This is a genomic window from Methylobacterium amylolyticum, assembly GCF_030700245.1.
GTDB lineage: Bacteria > Pseudomonadota > Alphaproteobacteria > Rhizobiales > Beijerinckiaceae > Methylobacterium.
The window spans coordinates 60,735-82,240 of the sequence record NZ_JAUYZI010000014.1 but is presented as its reverse complement, the minus strand read 5'-3'; the positions used below and the strand labels follow the sequence as shown (position 1 = coordinate 82,240).

General features: G+C 72.3%; 15 protein-coding genes. 4 read left to right on the top strand and 11 right to left on the bottom strand.

Annotated features, from left to right (window positions below):
- Positions 1-10: 10 nt before the first annotated feature.
- Positions 11-2,305 carry a 1,4-alpha-glucan branching protein GlgB gene (gene glgB / locus Q8W71_RS12290; protein ID WP_305525658.1) on the top strand — a complete coding sequence of 765 codons (2,295 nt, stop codon included), beginning with the start codon at positions 11-13 and terminating at the stop codon, positions 2,303-2,305.
- A 240-nt stretch (positions 2,306-2,545) separates the two neighbouring features.
- Here glgB and Q8W71_RS12285 read toward each other — a convergent pair whose 3' ends face one another.
- From Q8W71_RS12285 to Q8W71_RS12270, 4 genes are all read right to left on the bottom strand, one after another.
- Positions 2,546-3,823: a helix-turn-helix domain-containing protein gene (locus tag Q8W71_RS12285; protein ID WP_305525657.1), complete on the bottom strand. Its 1,278-nt coding sequence runs from the start codon at positions 3,821-3,823 to the stop codon at positions 2,546-2,548.
- A gap of 339 nt (positions 3,824-4,162) precedes the next feature.
- Complete coding sequence (locus Q8W71_RS12280) at positions 4,163-5,134, bottom strand: AraC family transcriptional regulator (protein WP_305525656.1); 972 nt, start codon at positions 5,132-5,134, stop codon at positions 4,163-4,165.
- A 146-nt stretch (positions 5,135-5,280) separates the two neighbouring features.
- The gene (gene glgA, locus Q8W71_RS12275) at positions 5,281-6,747 is read right to left on the bottom strand and encodes a glycogen synthase GlgA (protein WP_305525697.1); all 1,467 of its coding nucleotides are present in this window, start codon (positions 6,745-6,747) and stop codon (positions 5,281-5,283) included.
- Between the two features lie 248 nt (positions 6,748-6,995).
- Entirely contained in the window at positions 6,996-8,579 is a 1,584-nt protein-coding gene (locus Q8W71_RS12270) for an alpha-amylase family glycosyl hydrolase (protein WP_305525655.1), read from the bottom strand.
- A 416-nt stretch (positions 8,580-8,995) separates the two neighbouring features.
- On the opposite strand from Q8W71_RS12270, the gene Q8W71_RS12265 reads away from it, so the two are divergent.
- Complete coding sequence (locus Q8W71_RS12265) at positions 8,996-11,416, top strand: glycogen/starch/alpha-glucan phosphorylase (protein ID WP_305525696.1); 2,421 nt, start codon at positions 8,996-8,998, stop codon at positions 11,414-11,416.
- A 231-nt stretch (positions 11,417-11,647) separates the two neighbouring features.
- Here the strand turns inward: Q8W71_RS12265 and Q8W71_RS12260 are convergent, their stop codons facing one another.
- From Q8W71_RS12260 to thrC, 7 genes are all read right to left on the bottom strand, one after another.
- Complete coding sequence (locus tag Q8W71_RS12260) at positions 11,648-12,739, bottom strand: hypothetical protein (protein ID WP_305525654.1); 1,092 nt, start codon at positions 12,737-12,739, stop codon at positions 11,648-11,650.
- Positions 12,740-12,747: 8 nt separating this feature from the next.
- Positions 12,748-13,668 carry a ferredoxin reductase domain-containing protein gene (locus Q8W71_RS12255; RefSeq protein ID WP_305525653.1) on the bottom strand — a complete coding sequence of 307 codons (921 nt, stop codon included), beginning with the start codon at positions 13,666-13,668 and terminating at the stop codon, positions 12,748-12,750.
- Positions 13,669-13,700: 32 nt separating this feature from the next.
- Entirely contained in the window at positions 13,701-14,045 is a 345-nt protein-coding gene (locus Q8W71_RS12250) for a hypothetical protein (RefSeq protein WP_305525652.1), read from the bottom strand.
- A gap of 103 nt (positions 14,046-14,148) precedes the next feature.
- Positions 14,149-14,562 (bottom strand): globin family protein, encoded by a 414-nt coding sequence (locus Q8W71_RS12245; protein ID WP_305525651.1) that lies wholly within the window; start codon positions 14,560-14,562, stop codon positions 14,149-14,151.
- 114 nt (positions 14,563-14,676) lie between these two features.
- Entirely contained in the window at positions 14,677-17,541 is a 2,865-nt protein-coding gene (locus tag Q8W71_RS12240; RefSeq protein ID WP_305525650.1) for an EAL domain-containing protein, read from the bottom strand.
- A gap of 153 nt (positions 17,542-17,694) precedes the next feature.
- Positions 17,695-18,990: a M16 family metallopeptidase gene (locus tag Q8W71_RS12235; protein ID WP_305525649.1), complete on the bottom strand. Its 1,296-nt coding sequence runs from the start codon at positions 18,988-18,990 to the stop codon at positions 17,695-17,697.
- Between the two features lie 10 nt (positions 18,991-19,000).
- Positions 19,001-20,413 (bottom strand): threonine synthase, encoded by a 1,413-nt coding sequence (thrC, locus tag Q8W71_RS12230; protein ID WP_305525647.1) that lies wholly within the window; start codon positions 20,411-20,413, stop codon positions 19,001-19,003.
- A 230-nt stretch (positions 20,414-20,643) separates the two neighbouring features.
- Between thrC and Q8W71_RS12225 the strand changes: the two genes are divergently transcribed.
- Together Q8W71_RS12225 and Q8W71_RS12220 are read left to right on the top strand one after the other, a co-directional pair.
- Positions 20,644-20,904: a hypothetical protein gene (locus Q8W71_RS12225; RefSeq protein WP_305525646.1), complete on the top strand. Its 261-nt coding sequence runs from the start codon at positions 20,644-20,646 to the stop codon at positions 20,902-20,904.
- On the top strand, positions 20,904-21,458 hold the full coding sequence (locus Q8W71_RS12220) for a hypothetical protein (protein WP_305525645.1): 555 nt from the start codon (positions 20,904-20,906) through the stop codon (positions 21,456-21,458). Before Q8W71_RS12225 ends, Q8W71_RS12220 begins: the two co-directional genes overlap by 1 nt.
- Positions 21,459-21,506 lie beyond the last annotated feature (48 nt).

Genomic DNA, 21,506 nt, shown 5'->3' with positions numbered 1-21,506 from the left:
AGGCACTTGCATGACGGCGATCGACGAGACCTTCGCACCGCGTCCGGACCGGGGCACGGCGCAGGGATCCGCGACGGGGGCGACGAAGCCGGCGGCGGAATCCGCGCCGACCGTCGATCCCGGCGCCATCGCCGCACTCATGGACGCCAACCACGGCGATCCCTTCGCGGTGCTCGGGCCGCACCGGGTGGGGGCCGGGGCCTGGGAGGTCCGCGCCGTGCTGCCCGAGGCGCGCGCCGCCGCGCTGGTGGTCGGCGAGCGCCGGGTGCCGTTCGAGAAGCGCCACCCGGACGGCTTCTACGTCGCCCGGATCGAGGGCGAGGGCCGCCCCCTCTACGAGATCGAGGTAGAGGGCTGGGACGGCGCCAAGCGCCGCCGCTACGACCCCTACGGCTTCGGCTCCTCGATCGAGCAGTACGACATCTCGGGCCTGCGCGAGGTCGGCACCAACCTCGTCTACCGGGTCCTCGGGGCGCAGGCGGGCAAGCTCGACGGGATCGAGGGCTTCCGCTTCGCCGTCTGGGCGCCGAACGCCAAGAAGGTCAGCGTCGTCGGCGACTTCAACGACTGGGACGGGCGCCGCCACCCGATGCGCCTGTGGCAGGACGGCGGCGTCTGGGAGCTGTTCGTCCCCGGGCTGAAGGCCGGCGCCAGCTACAAGTTCGAGATCCGCGGCCCCGACGGCGCCCTGGTGCCGCTCAAGGCCGACCCGGTGGCCTTCGCCGCCCAGCACCCGCCGGAGACCGCCTCGGTGCTGCACGGGATCGGCGCGTTCGACTGGCGCGATTCCGGCTGGATGGGGACGCGGGGCGAGAAGGACCCGCGCCACGCGGCGATCTCGATCTACGAGGTCCATCTCGGCTCCTGGGCGCGGGTGCCGGACGAGGGCAACCGCTACCTCACCTACAAGGAGCTGGGCGAGCGGCTGATCCCCTACGTCAAGGACATGGGCTTCACCCATATCGAGCTCCTGCCGATCACCGAGTTCCCGTTCGACGGCTCCTGGGGCTACCAGCCGGTGTCGCTGTTCGCGCCCACGAGCCGGTTCGGGACGCCGGACGACTTCGCCGCCTTCGTCGACGCGGCGCACGCGGCCGGCATCGGCGTGCTGCTCGACTGGGTGCCCGGCCACTTCCCCCTCGACGCGCACGGGCTCGGCCAGTTCGACGGCACCCACCTCTACGAGCACGCCGACCCGCGCCAGGGCTTCCACCAGGACTGGGGCACCTACATCTACAATTTCGGGCGCACGGAAGTGGCGACCTTCCTCGCCGCCAACGCCCGGTTCTGGCTGGAGCACTACCACCTCGACGGCCTGCGCGTGGATGCGGTGGCCTCGATGCTCTACCTCGACTACTCGCGCCGGGCCGGCGAGTGGATCCCGAACCGCTACGGCGGCAACGAGAACCTCGACGCCATCGACTTCATGCGCAAGACCAACGAGGCGACCTACACCCACGCCCCGGGCACGATCACGGTCGCCGAGGAATCGACGTCCTGGCCGGGCGTCTCGCACCCCACCTACACCGGCGGCCTCGGCTTCGGCTTCAAGTGGAACATGGGCTGGATGCACGACACGCTGCACTACGTGTCGGAGGATCCGATCCACCGCCGCTACCACCACCACAACCTGACCTTCGGGCTGCTCTACGCCTTCTCCGAGAACTTCATCCTGCCGCTCTCCCACGACGAGGTCGTGCACGGGAAGGGTTCGCTGCTCGGCAAGATGCCGGGCGACCGTTGGCAGAAGTTCGCCAACCTGCGCGCCTATTTCGGCTTCATGTGGGGCCATCCCGGCAAGAAGCTGCTGTTCATGGGCGGCGAGTTCGGCCAGGAGCGCGAGTGGAACCACGACGCCAGCCTCGACTGGCACCTGCTCGACGATCCCCTGCACCGGGGCGTCAAGGACGCGGTGCGCGATCTCAACCGCCTCTACGTCTCGACGCCCGCCCTCTACAGCCGGGACGCGGAGCACGCCGGCTTCCAGTGGCTGGTGGCGGACGACCAGGACAACAGCGTCATCGCCTGGGCGCGCAAGGGCCGAGGGCCGGACAAAGGGCCGGACCAGATCGCGATCGTGGTGTCGAACTTCACCCCCGTGCCGCGGGAAGGTTACCGGATCGGCGTGCCGGCGGGCGGGTTCTACCGCGAGGCGTTCAACTCGGACGCGGCACAGTACGGCGGCTCGAACGTCGGCAACATGGGCGGGCGCCACGCCGAGGGCGAGGCGAGCCACGGCCAGGCCCAGTCCCTGTGCCTGACCCTGCCGCCGCTCGCGACGATGATCTTCGTGCGCGAGGGCTGAGGCCGCGCGGCTTTTCCCGGCTCCTGCGCGGATTGGGATAAGATTTGCGCGGGATGGGGCGACGGCGCGGCCGCGCGGTTGCATCGTGTGGTTCGTGAAGCATCGGACTCAGATCCGGGACTTCACCGCGACGGCCCGACGCCCCCGTGCGGGGACCGGGCCCGTTGACGGGGACGGATCGGGCATCAGGTCCGCCGTACCGACGGGTGCATGGCCCCTCCCGTGCATCCGGCGCGACGGTCAGGCCGGATCGTCCGTTCCGTCCCTCGCGCGTCCGGCCTCGGCGCGCCGCTCGCCGGGGGAGGCGCCGTAGGCAGCCCGGTAGCTGCGGAAGAAAGTCGACAGGCTCTCGAACCCCGCGGCGTAGGCGACCTCCGTCACCGACCGATCCGGCGCGTCCCGCAGCAGCCGGTCGGCCCGGGCCAGGCGCCGGGCCAGGACCCGGCGGGTGAAGCTCTCGCCGCTCGGCTCGAACACGAGGTGGAGCTTGCGCACCGAGATCCCGAGGCGGGCCGCCACCCGGGCCGGGCTCAGGTCCGCCCGGTGCAGCTCGCGCTCGATCAGGTCCTGCGCGCGCGTCAGCAGATCCTCGCGCGGCGCGGGCATCCCGCCGGGACGCCGCGGGACGGGCACGCCGGGACGGTCGGCGAGATCGGCCGGCAGGCGTTGCGCGCGCCGGGCGATCACGAACTGTCCCAGCGACTGGCCGGTCTCCGTCCGGAACGTGTCCTGCAAGGCCCGGACGCTCACCCCGGCCGCGGCCGCGATCTCCGACAGGGCCAGGGGCCGGGCCACGTTGGCCTCGATGTAGTCGAGCGCGGTCCGCATCGCGCGGGCCGGGACGCCGCCGGCCCGGCCCACGGGCGCCGCCTCCGTCCGGGGCCACGCGGACAGCAACTGGTAGCTCATGATCTCCTGGAGCAGGGGGAGCATGTACAGGTCCGCGTCGAGCCCCGCCGCGACCCGGTGCTGCATCCGCGCGACCGTGCAGTAGAGGGCCCGCATGCCGTCGCTGCCGACCTCGGCGACGGTTTCGAGGCGCGGCAGGGCGCGGGTCCGGTCGCCCGTCAGCGCGCCGTGGGCGGCGGCCAGCACGTCGACCGCGATCGTCGCGCTGACCGCGCCGAAATCCGGCGAGGCTTCGACCGACCGGAGCTGGTCGAACCCGACGAGCGTCGCCACCTGCGGCATCCCGACGAAGTTGCCGCGCCGGTGGTGGTAGGTGATCCGGCCGCTCGTCACGAACCGCACGGTGACGAGCCGGGCGTTGAACTTCGGATGGGTCACGAACCCGCTCCCCGAGCGGGTCTCCCACAGGCTGAACGTCTCGCTCTGGCCGCCGGAGATGCGGATGCGCGGCGCCCGGCCGCGCAGGACGTCGAAATTGACCGCGATGGCGCCGTGATCGTTGAACGCCGCGAGCTGGGCGCGCGAGCCGATGGAGGCCGCGAACACGTGCTGGGGTCGCCACAGGGTCCTGGCCCGGGACGGCAGCGCGGGCTCGATGCGGCCCGTCACGACGGATGCACCGCGGCGCGCGGTGCGGACGGATCTCCGGTCCACCGGCCGGCCTGCGGTCGCATCGGAGCGCGATTTCGCGACGATGACACGACTATATCTCGCCTCGATCCGACGGTGTCTCGCACGAACCGTAGGCCGTTCGCATCTTCGTCGGCTCCGATGCAGGATGTCGCCGATCGGCGGCTGCGACCACATCCGCTCCATGCCGGAGCTCGGCCCATACGACACTGTGCCAGGATGATCGGATACTTTCAACGCTCAGCGATTACGCACCCCATTGTACAACTTCACGGAAATTTCCGGATCGCGACCGCCCGCGGATCCGGGCGATGCCCTTCACGCCGACGCGGTGCGGCGCCGCTCGCCGGGGGAGGCGCCGTAGGCGGCCCGGTAGCCGCGGAAGAAGGTCGACAGGCTCTCGAAGCCCGCGGCGTAGGCGACCTCCGTCACCGACAGGTGCGGCGCGTCCCGCAGCAGCCGGTCGGCCAGCGCCAGCCGCCGGGCGAGCAGGTGCCGGCCAAAGGTCTCGCCGCTCGGCTCGAACACGAGGTGGAGCTTGCGCACCGAGATCCCGAGGCGAGCCGCCACCCGGGCCGGGTTCAGATCCGCCCGGTGCAGCTCGCGCTCGATCAGGTCCTGCGCGCGCACGAGCAGCGCTTGGCGGATGGCCGTCGCGGCGGCGTCCTCGCGGATGTCGCTCGCGCCGCGGGCGGCGGCGATGAGTTGCACCAGGGTGCGGAGCGCGTCCTCCGCGGCCGGGCCGGACAGGTTGGAGGCCTGCTCCATGAAGGTGGCGAGATAGCCGCGCAGCAGCGCGTCGAGGCCGGCGGCGCACCGGTGCTGCCGCGCGCTCATCCGGCTCGGCACGAGAAGGGTCGAGAAGACGCGGCGCGGCACCAGGACGACCCGGTGCCCGCTGCACCCGCTGGGCCGGAACAGGGTCAGGTCGGGCCGGTAGGCCGCCGGGATGTCGCCGCACCCGGTCACGAGGGTGTCGCCCGCGATGCGCTCCGCGCCGCCCGCGAGCGTCACCGCTCCGCCGCCGCTGACGAGATGCCAGAGATAGACGCCGCCCTCCGCCGCCTGACGCTCGATCGCGCATCGCGTGACGCGCATCGTGTGGGCGCTGACCGCGGCTTCGATCAGGCAGGCGGGTCCCACCGCCGAGGCCCTCGCGCGGCCGATGAAGGTGGGACGACGCTTGACCTCGATCTCGGCTTCGACACCGAGCAGGCGTCGCGCGATGACTTCGCGCCAGTACTCGAACCGGTCCGGCGGCGGCAGATGATCCGTCGACCAAGTTGGCATGGCCGCTTCATGCCAAGGATTGGCGCCTGCGACAATCCGGCGAACGTGACAACTTCCATGAAATAAAAGTTAAAAAGAACAACTTACAATCATCGAAACGCAGATTAGCACGCAGGCCGAGTATTCCGTCCGGCAGCCCGGTCCCGTCAGGCGGCGCGCCAGCGCAGGGCGAGGCTGTTGCCGATGGCACGGGTGTAGAGCGTGGCGTAGTTCTCGGCCGCCCGGTCCCAGCCGAAATCCGCGGCCATCGCCCGCCGCCGCATCGCGTTGAGGCGCTTCTTCTGGCCGAACGTGTCGAGTGCCCGCCGCACCGCGCCGCCGAGCCCGGCGGGGGAGGGGTCGGAGAAGGTGAAGCCCGTCACCCCGTCCTCGACGGTGTCGGCGAGGCCGCCGGTGCGCCGCACGATCGGCAGGGAGCCGAAGCGCTGGGCGTACATCTGCGCGAGCCCGCACGGCTCGAAGCGCGAGGGCATCAGCAGGAAGTCGCTGCCCGCGAACATCTGCCGGGCCCGGGCCTCCTCGAAGCCGACATGCACGCCGACCGCCTCCGGATGGCGGCGGCCGAGACCGCGCAGGCCGTCCTCGAACCGGGCCTCGCCCTGGCCGATCACCACGAGCTGGCCGCCCTCGGCGACGATCTGCTCCGCCGCCTGGAGGCTCAGGTCGATGCCTTTCTGGTGGACGAGGCGGGAGACGATGGCGAAGAGGGGCCCCCGCGACAGGGCCAGCCCGAAGGCGCGGCGCACCGCCTCGGCGTTGGCGCGCTTGCCCTTCCAGTCGTCGACCTCGAAGGGCAGGGCGAGGTGGGGGTCGGTGCGCGGGTCCCAGCTCTCGTCGATGCCGTTGAGGATGCCGGCGAGCCGCCCCTGGCCGGCGCGCACCCGCAGCAGGCCGTCGAGGCCGCAGCCCATCTCGGGGGTCTGGATCTCCCGGGCGTAGGTCTCGCTGACGGTGGTGACGTGCGAGGCGTAGAAGATGCCGGCCTTGAGGAACGAGAGCTGCCCATAGAACTCGCAGCCGTCGACCTGGAAGGCGGCGTCCGGCACGCCGAGGCGGTGCATCGCGTCGCGGGGGAACAGCCCCTGGTAGGCGAGGTTGTGGATCGTCAGCACGGTGGGCAGCCGCGCGCCGCGCCACGCGAGGAAGGCCGGCGCCAGCGCCGCCTGCCAGTCGTGCAGGTGCAGGAGGTCGGCGGCCCAGTCCGGGTCGGCGCCGCGGGCGAGGTCGGCGGCCGCGAGGCTGAGGCGGGCGAAGCGCAGGTCGTTGTCAGAGAAGTCGCCCCCGGCGTCGCCGTAGGGCGTGCCGTCGCGCTCGTAGAGGTCGGGGCTCAGCAGGACGTAGATCCGCAGGCCGTCGGCGGCCTCGACGAGGCCGAGGTCGCAGGGCGGGATCCCGGCGAGACCGTCGAGTCGGGCCACCACCGGGATCTCGGGGAAGGCGGCACGGACCTCGCGGTAGCCGGGGATCAGCACGCGGACGTCGTAGTGCGCCCGCAGGGCCCGGGGCAGGGCGGCCGAGACCTCGCCGAGGCCGCCGGTCTTCACGAAGTCGGCCATCTCCGGGGTGGCGTAGAGGATGCGGCGGCGCAGCGAGGCCGGCTGGGCAGCGTTCATCGGCAGGACCGTCCCGACGGTGTCGTCGAACGATCCGGCGCCGCGCGCGTCGAGCATCGAGAACAATCCTGGACTGATGGGAAGCCGCGGTCGGACGGGCTCGCGATCGGGCTTGGCTGCGACGACCTCAACCACGCACAACGCTCCCCCACGCCGCCGGTTCCGTTGCATCGCACAAAACAGGCCGCGGGTGTGCTTAAAGTTCGGTTACGCGGCGTGCGGTGCGGTATGCTCGGAGCGCAGGTCTCTCACCCCCGCAGCAGGATCACCCCCTCGTCGGGCCCGAGGGCGACCGAATCCCGGGTGGCCTCGCCCCCCCGCCCGGCCCGGGTGGAGAGCAGAATCGTCCAGGCGCCCTCGGACAGGGGCTCCGTCCGGGCGTCGGCCCCGAAATTCAGCAGGACCCGCATCGTCTCCGGTCCCGCGAACCGCTCGTAGGCGAAGACCTCGTCGCCGGCCGCTGCCACCGTCCGGTAATCGCCGACGCTCAGCGCCGGGTGCTCGCGCCGCAGCCGGAGCAGGCGGCGGTGCAGGGTCAGGATCGAGCCGGGCGCGTCGCGCAGGGCCTCGACGTTGCGGGCCGGCCAGTCCGCCGCGAGCGGCAGCCACGGCTCGGCCTCCGAGAAGCCGGCGTTGGGCGCGTCGTCCCACTGCATCGGCGTGCGTTCCGGGTCGCGGCCGTGGCCGGGCTCGTTGCGCTCCCAGGGGTCGCGGACGCGCTCCGGCGGCACCGGCACGTGGGCGAGCCCGATCTCGTCGCCGTAGTACAGGGTCGGCGTGCCGCGCAGGGTGAGCAGCAGCATCGCGGCGACCCGCGCCTGGGCCTCGCCGACGCGGGCGGCGATGCGGGGCTGGTCGTGGTTGCCGAGCACCCAGTTCGGCCATCCGCCGGGTGGCAGGGCCGCCTCGTAGCTCTCCACGAGATCGCGCACGGCCCCCGCTTTCCACGGCGTCTGGATGAGCTGGAAGTTGAACGGCAGGTCGGCGCCCGTGAGGTCCGGGCCGTAATAGGCCATCAGCCGCTCGATCGGCAGGTAGATCTCGCCGATCAGCACCCGCTCGCCGTAGGGCGCGAGCACCGCGCGCATCCCGGCGATGACCGCGAACACCTCCGGCTGGTCGGCGGAGTAGACTTGGTGGAAGCGGTTGATCTCGGGGGCGCCGGGCCGGTAGCCCGGGTTCTCCGGATTGTCGCGGAAGCCCGCGTCCTTCATCAGGTGCCAGATCACGTCGACGCGGAAGCCGTCGACGCCGCGCTCGAGCCAGAAGCGCAGGGCGTCGTGCATGGCCGCGCGCACCGCGGGCTCGCGCCAGTTGAGGTCCGGCTGCTCGGGCAGGAAGGCGTGGTAGTAGTACTGGCCGGTGGCCGGATCGAGGGTCCAGGCCGGACCGCCGAAATTCGACAGCCAGTTGTTCGGCGGTCCGCCGTCCGGCGCCGGGTCGCGCCAGATGTACCAGTCCCGCTTCGGGCTCTGCCGCGACGACCGGCTCTGCGTGAACCACGGATGCGCGATCGAGGAGTGGTTGGGCACGAAGTCGAGGATGACCTTCAGCTTCCGGCGATGCGCCTCGGCCACCAGGGTGTCGAAGTCGGCGAGCGTGCCGAACAGCGGGTCGATGCCGCAGTAATCGGCCACGTCGTAGCCGAAATCGGCCATCGGCGAGGGGTAGACGGGGGAGATCCACACGGCGTCGACCCCGAGCCACGCGAGGTAGTCGAGGCGGGCTGTGATGCCGGGCAGGTCGCCGACGCCGTCGCCGTCCGTGTCCTGGAAGGACCGGGGATAGACCTGGTAGACGGTCCCGCGCTTCCACCACACGGTCTCGGTCATGCGCACTCCCGCTCGCTCGGCCGAATCGACCGACAGGGGTTAATGGCCGGAGCGGGCGCTGGCGACCGGCACCGACGCCGGCTTCCCGTCCCGCGCGGGTCTGATCGGCGCGGGCGGCCGTGGCACCCGTAACATATGTGTCTAGTATGACACGCACCCGACGCGCCGTGCGTCGAATGCGCGCCCGCGCATCCCACGGCCTCGACTTCGCCCGAAGCGATTCGCACAATTGCCGTCTTCGGGAACAGGATCGCTCAGTCCGTTCATCGGGCGGCAATCCGCAAGCAGAGATAATCCGCCGAAGAAACACTGGGGGAACCGACGTGCTGAACGATGTTCTGACGCCGCCCGCGGCGCGCGACGAGTCCGCGATTGCCGACGCACCGACCCGCCCGACCTGGAGCCGGCCCGCCCCGATGGAGACCGGCGACGCCACCGTCGACCTGCGCGAGACGATCCGCGCGAAGCTCGCCTACACCCTCGGTCAGACGCCCGCAACCGCCCGCCCGCGCGACTGGTTCGCCGCGACGGCGCTCGCGCTGCGCGACAGGATCGTCGCGGCCGGCGCGACCGGCGAGGCGTCGGTGCCGAACAAGCGCGTCTACTACCTCTCGCTCGAATTCCTGATCGGCCGGCTCCTGTCGGACGCGATGAACAACCTCGGCCTCACCGAGACCGTGCGCACGGCGCTGGCCGAACTCGGTGCCGACTTCGACGCGGTGATGGACGCCGAGCCCGACGCGGCGCTGGGCAACGGCGGCCTCGGGCGGCTCGCCGCCTGCTTCATGGAGAGCATGGCGAGCGTCGGCATCCCGGCGGTGGGCTACGGCATCCGCTACGACCACGGCCTGTTCCGCCAGTCCTTCGAGAACGGCTGGCAGCGCGAGGCCCCGGAGACGTGGCTCGCGGAAGGCAACCCCTGGGAGTTCCGCAGGCCGGAGGCGACCTACCGGATCGGGTTCGGCGGCGGCGTGACCATGTCGGTGTCGGGCGACGCCATCCGGCGGCACTGGCAGCCGGCCGAGACGGTGCTGGCGGTGGCCCACGACGTGCCGGTGGTCGGCTGGCGCGCGGCCCACGTCAACCGCCTGCGGCTGTGGAAGGCGGAGGCCGCCGAGCCGATCGACCTCGCCCGCTTCAACGGCGGCGACCACGTCGGCGCCCTCGACGCGCGGGTGCGCGCGGAAGGCATCTCCCGGGTGCTCTATCCCGGCGACGCCTCGGACGAGGGCCGCGAGCTGCGCCTGCGCCAGGAATACTTCTTCACCGCGGCCTCGCTGCAGGACCTCGTCGCCCGGCACGTGGCCGAGCGCGGCGACCTGCGCACCCTGCCCGACAACGCCGCGATCCAGCTCAACGACACCCACCCGGCCATCGCCGTGCCGGAGCTGATGCGCCTGCTGCTGGACGAGCACGGCCTGTCCTGGGAGGACGCGTGGCACGTCACCACGCACACCCTGAACTACACCAACCACACCCTGCTGCCCGAGGCGCTGGAGACGTGGCCGGTGGAGCTGATGGAGCGGCTGCTGCCGCGCCACATGCAGCTCATCTACCTGATCAACTGGATGCACCTGGAGGAGCAGGGACGGCACGGCGCCCACGACGCGGCGGGGCTCGCGGCGATCTCCCTGATCGACGAGGCACACGGGCGCCGGGTGCGGATGGGGCACCTCGCCTTTCACGGGGCGCGGCGGGTCAACGGCGTCTCGGCGCTGCACACCGACCTGATGCGCTCGACAGTGTTCGCCGACCTCCACGCCCTCGATCCGGAGAAGATCGTCAACAAGACGAACGGCATCACCTTCCGGCGCTGGCTGCACACCGCCAATCCGGGCCTGACCCGGCTCGCGGTCGAGGCGGTGGGCCCGGGCGTGCTCGACGATCCCGGCCAGCTCCGGGGGCTCGACCGCTTCGCGGGGGATTCCGGCTTCGTGGCGCGCTACGCGGCCATGCGCCGGGAGCGCAAGGAGGCGCTCGCCGCGCTGGTGGCCGACCGGACCGGGATCGACATCGACCCGGCGGCGCTGTTCGACGTGCAGGTCAAGCGCATCCACGAGTACAAGCGCCAGCTCCTCAACGTGATCGAGACGGTGGCGCTCTACCAGGCGATCAAGGCCGAGCCCCACCGGGACTGGACGCCGCGGGTCAAGATCTTCGGCGGCAAGGCGGCGCCGAGCTACGTGCAGGCCAAGCTGATCATCAAGCTCGCCTGCGACGTGGCCCGGGCGGTGAACGACGACCCCGAGGTCGCCGGCCGGCTCAAGGTGGTGTTCCTGCCGAACTACTCGGTGAGCCTCGCCGAGACGATCATCCCGGCGGCCGACCTCTCCGAGCAGATCTCCACCGCAGGCCTCGAAGCCTCGGGGACCGGCAACATGAAGTTCGCCCTCAACGGCGCGCTGACCGTCGGCACCCTCGACGGGGCCAACATCGAGATCCGCGACCACGTGGGGGCGGAGAACATCTTCATCTTCGGCCTCGACGCGGCCGGGGTGCAGGCGCGCAAGGCGATGCCGGACTACGCGCGGGCGGCGATCCAGGCCTCGCCGCGGCTGGCCCAGGCCCTCGACATGATCGCCTCCGGCCGGTTCTCGCCGGAGGAGCCCGGCCGCTTCCGGCCCCTCGTCGAAGACCTGCGCGGGCGCGACCCCTACCTGCTCACCGCCGATTTCGACGATTACTGGCGGACCCAGCGCCTGATCGACACGGCGTGGCGCGACCCGGCCGCGTGGTGGGCCAAGGCGATCCGCAACACCGCGCGGGTGGCGTGGTTCTCCTCGGACCGGGCGATGCGGGAATACGCCGAGGAGATCTGGCGGGTGCGCCTCGGCTGAGGCAGGGAGCGCCGGCGGCCGTCCGCGCAGTCTCCCTCTCCCCTCTGCGGGAGAGGGAGGCGCCCGAAGGGCGTCGGGTGCGGGGAGCGACGGTGCAGGAGACGGCGCTCGGCATCGGCCGCTCCGACGTTGCCTGAAGCCGCGCTCCCCTCTCCCGACCCGGCCTGACGCGAGGAGCACCTTCTTGGCCACCCTCCCCCACAGAGGGGGAAGGGCGAGGCGCGATGGCGGCTATCGCCAGCGCCGCCCCGCGCGGCGGACGCTCCGCACCAGGGCGTGCCGCAGCAGCGCCCAGCGCTCGGCGAGGCTCAGCTCGGCCCGGCAGAAGACGTGCGACACGCGGCCGAGCCGCGGCCCGCGATCCGTCTCGCCCTTGCGGAGCGCGATCTCCGGCACGGCCTCGCCCTGCGCGATCGTCAGCCGCCGGGCGGCGCGGAACGTCAGGAAGCGGAAGGCCGAGCGCGTGTAGTAGCAGTATTCGTCGTAGGCCAGCATCGACCGCGACCGCCCGCCGTCCGGGTCGGTGAAGGTCAGCGTGCCCGCGGGCGGCCCGTAGGCGACGAGGACGCCGACCACCCGGCGCGGGCGGCCGAGATCGACCGCGGCGCGCGCCCCCCCGGGAATCTCCAGGAAGTGCAGCGGCAGGCCGTTGCGGCGCAGTTCGAACGGGCAGGCGAGGCCGGGCATCGCCCGCAGCGGCAGCGACAGGTGCCGGCGCGGCAGGCCGGCGAACCGGGCGACGTAGTCGAGGCGTGCCGGGGGCGGGCACAGGAAGGCGTAGACGAGCGTGCCGTAGAGGTCGCCGCCGGCCGCGGTGACGTGCGTGCCGTCCTTGAGGAGGTGGCCGATCCCTGTGGGCTCCGCCGCCGCCACCACCGCGGCGATGTCGAGGCGGGGGATGGCGTAGAGGCGGCGGTACTCCGCGACGAGGCCGGCGCAGGGCTCGTGGTCGTAGTCGACGCCGCCCTGGTGCAGGTTGAGGAACGCGACCGGCAGGCCGCGTCGGGCGGTGGCGGCGAGGATCTCGTCGAGATAGGCCCGCATCGCGGGGGGCCGGAAATATCGCACGCTGCCGGTGAACAGCTCCAGGAGGACGAAGTCGCACGGGAAGGCGTCGAGGATCTCGTCGATCAGGCAGGCGACCGTGCACAGGGAGTGGGCGCCCCAGCCGCTGCGCAGGAACACCAGCGGCCGCCCCTCGGCGGCGGCGAGCGCGTTGGCGCGCTCGACGTAGCCCGGCTGCTCGGTGACGCTGTAGCCGAGGCAGAGCACGCGGTAGGGCGCGGCGGGCGCGGCGGCGCCGGACGTGTCGCCGGGGGCCATGAGGGCCCTCAGGCGACCACGATCGGGTAGCAGCGCGCGCCCACCGAGGCGGCGAGCACCTGCACGGCGCCGCAGGTCGCGGCGTCGCCCGCCACGTGGACCACGTCGGTGGCGCGCAGTTGCGGCAGGTGGGCGCCGAGCGGACCCGAGCGCACGTCCGGCGGGCGCAGGCGGCCCCGATCGGCGCAGAGCACGATCCGGCCGACGCCGGTGCGGCGCAGCCAGTCGAGGCTCTCGCGCATGTACAGGTCGAGGGCGTCGCGGGCGCCGACCGCCAGCGCCATCTCCCGGGCCGGCTCGACGTAGCGCGCCGCGCGGGCGATGGCCCAGATCGGCGCGAAGCCGGCCCCGGAGGAGGCCAGGACGAGGCGACCGCCGCCGGGGCGGTACTGGCCCCGCCCGACCGGGCCCCGCAGGCGCACGGGCAGATCGAGGGCGAGGGCGTCGAGCGGGCCGCCCTCGGGATCCCGGGGGAGGTGGAACACCGCCTCGTTCAATTCGGCCGCGCCGTCGACCCGGAGCGTCGGGGCGAGCGTCAGCGGCGGCAGGCCCTCGAACGTGACGGCGAGCTGGTGGCCCGGCTCGAAGACCGGCCGGCGCGTCAGCGTGGCGACCACCTCGACGATGCCCGGGCTCAGCCGGCGGATCTCCGTGACGGTGCCCTTGCGGGTCACCGGGGCCGGCCGCGGCGCCTCGGCATGACCGGCGATCGGCTCGCCCCGGTGCGGGATGGGGCCGGTGCGCGCGGCCTCGGCCCGGCCGCGGCGCGGGGGCGCCCGGCGCCCGGCCGGCACGCCGCCTTGGAGGGCCCCGGGCGGTTCCGGCGAGGGCGCGATCATGCCCTCGGCCAGCGCCGCCTCCAGCGGCGTGTCGCCGGTCGAGACGCGGACCGTGCGGCCGTTGACGACGAGCGAGCAGCGCGCGTGCATGGCCTACCCCGCCCGTGTGCGCATGGCGCGGATCAGCGGGCGCGGATCAGCAGGCTGTCGACGAGGGCCGCCCACCGCTCGCGGGTGGCGCGGACGTCCTCGTCGGGCCCGGCCTCGGTCATCAGCCGGCGCTGGGCGCGCAGGGCCTCGACCTCCTGCCGCTGGGCGCGCAGCACCGCCTTCGTCACCGCCAGCTCCGCCTCCAGGCGGGCGATGGCGTCGGCCTCCTCGGCCTCCGCCTCGGTCGGGTCCGGATCGTAGCTCGGCAGGGACAGGCGGGTGCGGGCCTGGTGCTCCTGCCGCACCGGCCGGGCGATCAGCCGGCGCACGAGATCGGAACCGCCCGTCTGCTGGTAACGCCGCGCCGCCTCGGCCATACGCCAACTCCCCTCGATGCGGGCCCACGGGGCTCCCATCCGCGGATCGGACCTTGGCGGAACATGGTTAAGGGGGACTTAAGCGTGTGCCCCCTCTCCGGCCTCACGCCTCCGTCCGGGCCGCGCGCTTCATCAGGCCGGCGACGAGGCCGTAGGTCTCGGTCCAGGCCTCCCGCACCTCGGGGGTGAAGTCGGGTCCGAGCCCCTGTTCCAGGGTCCAGAGCAGGGCGCCGCCGACCGGCTCGTAATGGGCGTCCTCGACCCGGTAGGCGACGTGCCGCCGCCCGAGATCCTGCACGGCGGGCGCCACTGCCTCCGGCCGGTTGAGGTTGCTCACCGCGAGGCCGAGCATGGCCATGAGCTTCTTCTTCTGCTCGGTCATGTCCGTGGGGAACAGGCCGCGCACCTCCGGCGCGATGGTGAACAGCCGCCCGTAGAACAGGTCGGCCGCCGTGTCGGCGATCGGCCGCACCTTGGCGAAGCTCTCCTGCACCAACGTCACCTGTTCCGGCGTCATCGCGGTTCCCCTGGCATGGGCGTCGTCGCCCGCCACTCCGTAGCGCGCTGGGCTGCGCGGCGAAACAATGTGTGTGGGATGGCCCCCATGCCGGCCGTGCGCGGGCCGCCCGGCTCAGGCCGCCTCGGGGGCGGCGCCGACGATCTGGCGGGCCTGGAGCACGCTCATCGGCTCGCCGAAGGCGGGGCCGAGCGCGTACTCGCAGCCGAGTTCGGCGAGCGCCACCGCGTCGCCCTCCGATTCGCAGCCCTCGGCGACGATGGCGAGGTTCAGCTCGCTCGCCATCCGCACGATCGAGCGCAGGATCGCGGTCTGGCCGGTGGCCATCTGGCGCACGAAGGTGGCGTCGACCTTGATCGTGTCGAAGGGGAAGCGCTGGAGGTAGGAGAGCGCCGAGTAGCCGGTGCCGAAATCGGACAGGCACAGGCCGGCGCCGAGGTCGTGGATGCGCGCAAGCATCTGGGCCGCGTATTCCGGGTTCTCCATCACGAGGCTCTCGCTGAATTCGAGCTTCAGCGAGCCCGGCAGCGCCCCGGAGCGGGCGAGCACCGTCTTCACGTCGTGCAGCAGGTCGTGGCGCAGGAGCTGGCGCGAGGAGAGGTTGCAGGCGGCGAAGATCGGCGGCTCCACCTCCAGCGAGCGCTGCCACGCGGCGAGTTCGAGCGCCGTGCGCTCCAGGGCGAAGATGCCGAGGTTGACGATGAAGCCGCTCTCCTCGGCGAGCGGCAGGAAGGTCGAGGCGGGGATGCGCCCGAGCTTCGGGTGGTCCCAGCGCAGCACCGTCTCGAAGCCCGCCACCGTGCGGTCCTCCAGCCGGACGAGGGGCGAGAACAGCACCCGCATCTCGTTGCGCTCGATCGCCTTGCGCAGGTCGCCCTCCAGCATCAGCCGGTCGGAGCGCTCGGCGCGCATGTGGGCGCGGAACACCTCGATGCGGTCGCCGCCCCCGCGCTTGGCCTGGATCATCGCGATCTCGGCGCTCTTGAGCACCTCGTCGCGCTTCACCCCCGCCTCGTGGAGCGCCAGCCCGATCGACACCGTCAGGAAGATCTCGCGGTCGGCGTAGGTGATCGGCGTCGAGACCGCCCGCTGGATCATGCCGGCGAAGGCCAGGATGCGGTCGGGGTCGCGCTCGGAGAGCAGGATCACCGCGAACTCGTCGCCCGCGATGCGCGCCAGCGTGTCCTGCGGCCGCAGCAGCCGCCCGAGGCGGCGCGACAGGGTGAGCAGGATCGAGTCGCCCGCCGAGAGGCCGATGGCGTCGTTGATGCCCTTGAAGCGGTCGATGTCGAGGACGATCACGGTCGGCTTGAGCCGCGGGTCCTGGCCGGCGAAGGCCAGCGCCGCGTCGAGGCGGTCGCCGAACAATTCGCGGTTCGGCAGGCCGGTGAGGCTGTCGTGCACCGCGTCGTGCAGCAGGCGCTCCTCGGCGGTCTTGACCTCGGTGACGTCGGCGACCGTGCCGACCACCCGGATCACCTCGCCGTCGGCGCCGATCACCGGCCGGGCCTTCAGCCGATACCAGAAATACGTGCCCGCGGCCGAGCGCAGGCGGAAATCGTGGACGATGCGGCCGCGCCGCTCCTCGATCACCGTGTCGAGGGCCGCCGAGTAGCGCTCCACGTCGAAGGGGTGCATCGCCCCGAGCCAGTTCGAGGCCGGGCCCTCCAGGGCGCCGCGGGGCAGGCCGAGCTGGCCCTCGATCTCGGGGCCGGCGAAGACCCGGTCGGCGGGCACGTCCCAGTCGAACACCACGTCGCCCGCACCCGTGAGCGCCAGCGCCCGGCGCTCGGTGTCGGACACCAGCGCGTGGGACAGGCCGCCGCCCGCGAAGGCGTGCTGGAGCACGGTGAAGCCGATCAGCATCACGATCAGCACGAGGCCGCCGATGAGGGCGGGCTGCACGAGGTCGCTGCCGATCTGGCCGGTGACCGCGAAGCCCGCCGCCGTCACCCAGACGACGAGGAGGATCCAGGTCGGCACCAGCAGGATGGCGCGGTCGTAGCCGTTGTGGACGGAGAGGTAGAGGATCAAGAGGAGGCCGATCCCGGCGACCGCGGCGATCGAGATGCGGGCGACGCCGGCCGCCACCGGCGGATCGAACACCGCGAGCCCGACGAGGCCGGCGAGGAAGGCCAGCCAGAAGAAGGCGACGTGGCTGTAGCGCACGTGCCAGCGGGCGAGGTTGAGATAGGCGAACAGGAAGACGAGCAGCGTCGCCCCGAGCACCGCCTCGGCCGACGCCCGGTAGACCCGCTCGGCGAGTTCGGTGACGGGGAAGACCCGCTGGAGGAAGCCGAAATCGATGCAGGCGTAGGCGAGCACCGACCACGCCAGCGCCGCGGCGGCGGGGAAGATGATCGCGCCCTTGACCACGAACACGATGGTTAGGAACAGGGCGAGCAGGCCGCTGATGCCGATGATGATGCCCTTGTAGAGCGTCAGGCCGGCGACCTTGCGGCGGTAGGCGTCGGCCTCCCAGAGGTGGATCTGGGGCACGTTGGGCCCGCGCAACTCGGCCACGTAGGTGACCGTGGTGCCGGGATCCAGCGTGATCGTGAACTGGTCGGCTTCCGGGTTCTCGTCGCGCTCGGGGCGGATGCCCTGGCTCGCGGTGATCGCGGCGATGCGCGAGCCGCCGAGGTCCGGCCAGATCACCCCGGAATTCACGAGCCGGAAATGCGGGACCACGAGGATCCGCTCGATCTGCTCGTCGGTGTCGTTGGTGAGCGCGAACACGATCCAGTCCGGCCGGGCGCCGGCCTCGCGCGCCTTGACGACGATGCGGCGGACGATACCGTCCCGGCCCGGGGCGGTGGAGATCTGGATCAGGTCGCCGTCGGAGCGGTAGCGCTCGATCGCCCCCGTCAGGTCGATGACCGGCTGGTCGAGCCCGACGCGCACCGCCTCCACGGCGCGGGCCGGGCCCCCCGCGAGGCAGGCGCCGACCAGGATCAGGAGGAGGGCGAGGATACGCAAGGGTGAGCAGCTTCCGGCCGTGCGAGCTTCGGCGTCAGCCGCCCGGGCGGCCTCGATTGGTAAAGGCGCCCCTAACCCCGGGCAAGGCCGCCCGCGGCCGGGTCCACCGCCCGCGGATCGCCCCCCTTTGCGGCCAAATCAAGTTGGGGGGCCTCAGGCGCCCCGCAGCGCGGCGGCGATCCGGTCCAGCGGCGGCAGGCCCCGGATCGGGCCGATCGCGGCGAGCGTCGGCGGGCCCTGGAGGGTCGCGGCGGCGGCGGCGCGCACGTCGTCCACGCTCACCGCGTCGACCCGGGCGATGACCTCCTCGGCCGGGATCACCCGGCCCCAGGCCAGGATCTGGCGGGCGTTGCGCTCGATGCGCCCGCCCGGCGTCTCCAGCGCGGAGAGCAGGGAGAGCTTGAGCCCCGCCTTGGCGCGCTCGATCTCCCGGGCGTCGAGGTCGCGGGCGGCGAGCGTCGCGACCTCCAGCGTCACCGCGACGAGTTCGGCCACGTCCGCGCCTGCGACCCCCGCGCCGATGCCGAACAGGCCGCAATCCGAGAACGGCCAGTGGAACGCCTGGATCTCGTAGGCGAGGCCGCGGGCCTCGCGCACCTCCTGCCACAGCCGCGAGGTCAGGCCGCCGCCGAGCACCTGCGCGAACATGTGCAGGGCGTAGTAGCCGTCGTCGCGGAACGACAGGCCGGGCAGGCCGATCACGAGGTTGGCCTGTTCGAGCTTGCGCGGCATCCGCCGCTCGCCGCCGCCGTAGCGGCCGGGCTCGGCCTCGGGCGCGGCCCGGGCGGGCAGCGCGCCGAAGCGCCGCTCGGCCGCCTCGACCACGGCGGCGTGGTCCACCGACCCGGCGGCCGCCACCACGAACCGGTCCGGGGTGTACTCGCGGTCGAGATAGGCGCGGATCGCGCGCGCGTCGAAGCGCCGAATCGTCTCCGGGCGGCCGAGGATCGGCCGGCCGATCGGCTGGCCGGGAAAGGCCGCCTCGGCGAAGGCGTCGTAGACCACGTCGTCCGGCGTGTCCTCGACGGCGGCGTATTCCTGGAGGATCACGCCCTTCTCGCGGGCGAGCTCGGCCGCGTCGAAGGTCGAGTCGGTGAGGATGTCGCCGATCACGTCGAGCGCGAGGCCGGCGTGCTCGCCGAGCACTCGGGCGGTGTAGCTCGTGCCCTCGGTGGAGGTGGCGGCGTTGATCTCGCCGCCGACGTTCTCGATCGCCTCGGCGATCTGCCGGGCGGAGCGCGAACGCGTCCCCTTGAACGCCATGTGCTCGATGAGGTGCGACAGCCCGCTCTCGTCGGCGCGCTCGTGGCGCGAGCCGGCGCCGACCCAGACGCCGAGGCTCGCGGTCGCCACCCCCGGCATCGGCTCGGTGGCGACGGTGACGCCGTTCGCAAGCCGCGTGATCCGCAAGGAGGGCGAGGCGGCGTGGGTGGAGAAGTGCTGGTTCATCGCCACCCCGTCACGCGGCCTTGCCGATCCGGGCGCGCTCGCGGATCAGCCGCTCGACCGCCGCTTGGTCGTTGGGCAGGCGGGTGAGGCGCTCGGGCCGGTCCATCAGGTCGGCGAGGTGCGGCGGCAGGGCCGGGCGCAGGCCCCCCGTGGCCTGGGCGACCGCGTCCGGGAACTTCGCCGGATGCGCGGTGGCGAGCGCCACCACCGGCGTCGCCGGGTCGCGCGCCAGCAGGCGCCGGCCGGCGCGCACGCCGATGGCGCTGTGGGGATCGAGGGTGACGCCGGTGGCGGCCTGCGTCAGGGCGATCTCCTCCATCACCGCCGATTCCGGCACGGCGTGGGCGTCGAACTCGGCGCGCACGCCCGCCAGCACCGCCGGGTCCAGGCGGAAGCCGCCGGACTGCTTCAGCCCGGCCATCAGCCGCGACAGGCCGGAGGCGTCGCGCCCCAGCGCCTCGAACAGCAGCCGCTCGAAGTTCGACGAGATCTGGATGTCCATGGAGGGCGAGGTGGTCGGCTCGACGCCGCGCAGCTCGTAGGCGCCGTGCTCCAGGGTGCGCACGAGGATGTCGTTGGCGTTGGTGCCGATCATCAGCCGCTCGATCGGCAGCCCCATCCGCTTGGCGACCCAGCCGGCGAGGATGTCGCCGAAATTGCCGGTCGGCACCGCGAACGAGACCGGGCGGTGGGGGGCGCCGAGCGCCACGGCGCTGGTGAAGTAGTAGACCGTCTGCGCGGCGACGCGGGCCCAGTTGATCGAGTTGACGCCCGACAGGCGCACGCCGTCGGCGAAATCCCGGTGCTGGAACAGAGCCTTGACGATGTTCTGGCAGTCGTCGAACGTGCCGTCGATCGCGAGCGCGTGGACGTTCTCGGCGGCGACCGAGGTCATCTGCCGCCGCTGCACCTCCGAGACCCGTCCGTGCGGGTAGAGGATGAACACGTCGACCTGATCGAGCCCGCGGAACGCCTCGACCGCGGCCGAGCCGGTGTCGCCCGAGGTGGCGCCGACGATGGTCGCGCGGCTGCCGCGGGCGCGGAGCACGTGGTCCATCAGCCGCCCGAGGAGCTGCATCGCCACGTCCTTGAAGGCGAGCGTCGGCCCGTGGAAGAGTTCCAGCAGGAACAGGTTGTCGTCGAGCTGGGTGAGCGGGCAGACCGCCGGGTGGCGGAAGCTGGCGTAGGCCGCCTCGATCATCCGGTCGAGGTCGGGGTCGGCGATCTCGCCGTCGACCAGCGGGCGCAGCACGCGCTTGGCGGCCTCGGCGTAGGGCCGGCCCGCCAGCCCGGCGATCTCGTCCGCCCCGAGCCGCGGCCACGCCTGCGGCACGTAGAGCCCGCCGTCGCGGGCGAGCCCGGCCAGAAGGGCGTCCGAGAACGAGAGCGGCGCGGCCTCGCCGCGGGTCGAGACGTGGAGCACGGGGGCCTCCGGGAGGAAGGCGCCCCCTCTACACGATGCGCGCGGGACTGTCGAAAGCGGGGACGTCCGATGAACGGCCCGGCATGGCGGGCTGGTCGACGGATCGCGTCGGTGAAGCGGACATGGGCGTTCGATGCGACGGAACCGCGCCGCGCAGGTTGCGCGCGGTGCGCGGCGGATGTTCATAGGGCGCCAAGCGATCTGCGACCGGTCGAGTTCGGAACGTAGCCATGAGGCGTGCTGACCCACAGCGACTCCAGGATGCGATATCGGGCGTCATCAAGGACTCGCCGATCGGACGAAAATTTCGGGGCCTCACACTCGCGGCGGACCAGGGCGATGACGACGATAGCCTGATCAGGGTCGTCGTCCGCGTCTCAGAGATGGAAGACGTGAGCGATGACGACATCGATGCGTTGACGTCATCGATCGAGCATGCCGTCAATCGCCACGACGATCGTTTCCCGAGCGTGCGGTATTCAGAAAACTGATGTCGACGTTCTCGGACGATCTGCTGAGGGCCTCATCCCGGCTCCTCGGCAGGCGGAAGGGCCAGAAGGGGCCGCTCAAGGGTGCGTATGTCAGGCGCAGCATATCGACGACCTACTACGCCCTGTTCCACTTCCTGATTGATGAGACGGCCGGCAGGCTCGTCGGATCGGGCAACGACCTGCGTCAACGACGGCGCCTCTTCATCCGCACGCTGTCCCACGCGGGGTTGACGACCACCTTCGGCAAGCTGAAGGGCGCAACGATCGATGCGTCGGTCGTGGACCTGTTTCGCCTGCCAAGCGTGGCGGCAGGGTCGGTCCCCACCCCGCCCTTCCTGCAACAGGTCGCGACGGCGTATCTCGACGCCCGAGCGAAGCGGGAGGATGCGGATTACAATCTGAGCGAGCCGCTGAGCGAGACGGATGCGCGCCAGTTGCGGCGCCGGGTGACCCGCGCCATCGGCGCGTGGAAGGCCGCCAATACGGCCTCGGATCGCGACTCCAAACACGCGCTGGCGCTGCTCGTCTCCCTGAGGGGACAGCTCAGGTCCTGAGCGCATCGGCCGCGTCGTGGCCACACGGGTCGTCGCTTGGTAAGATCC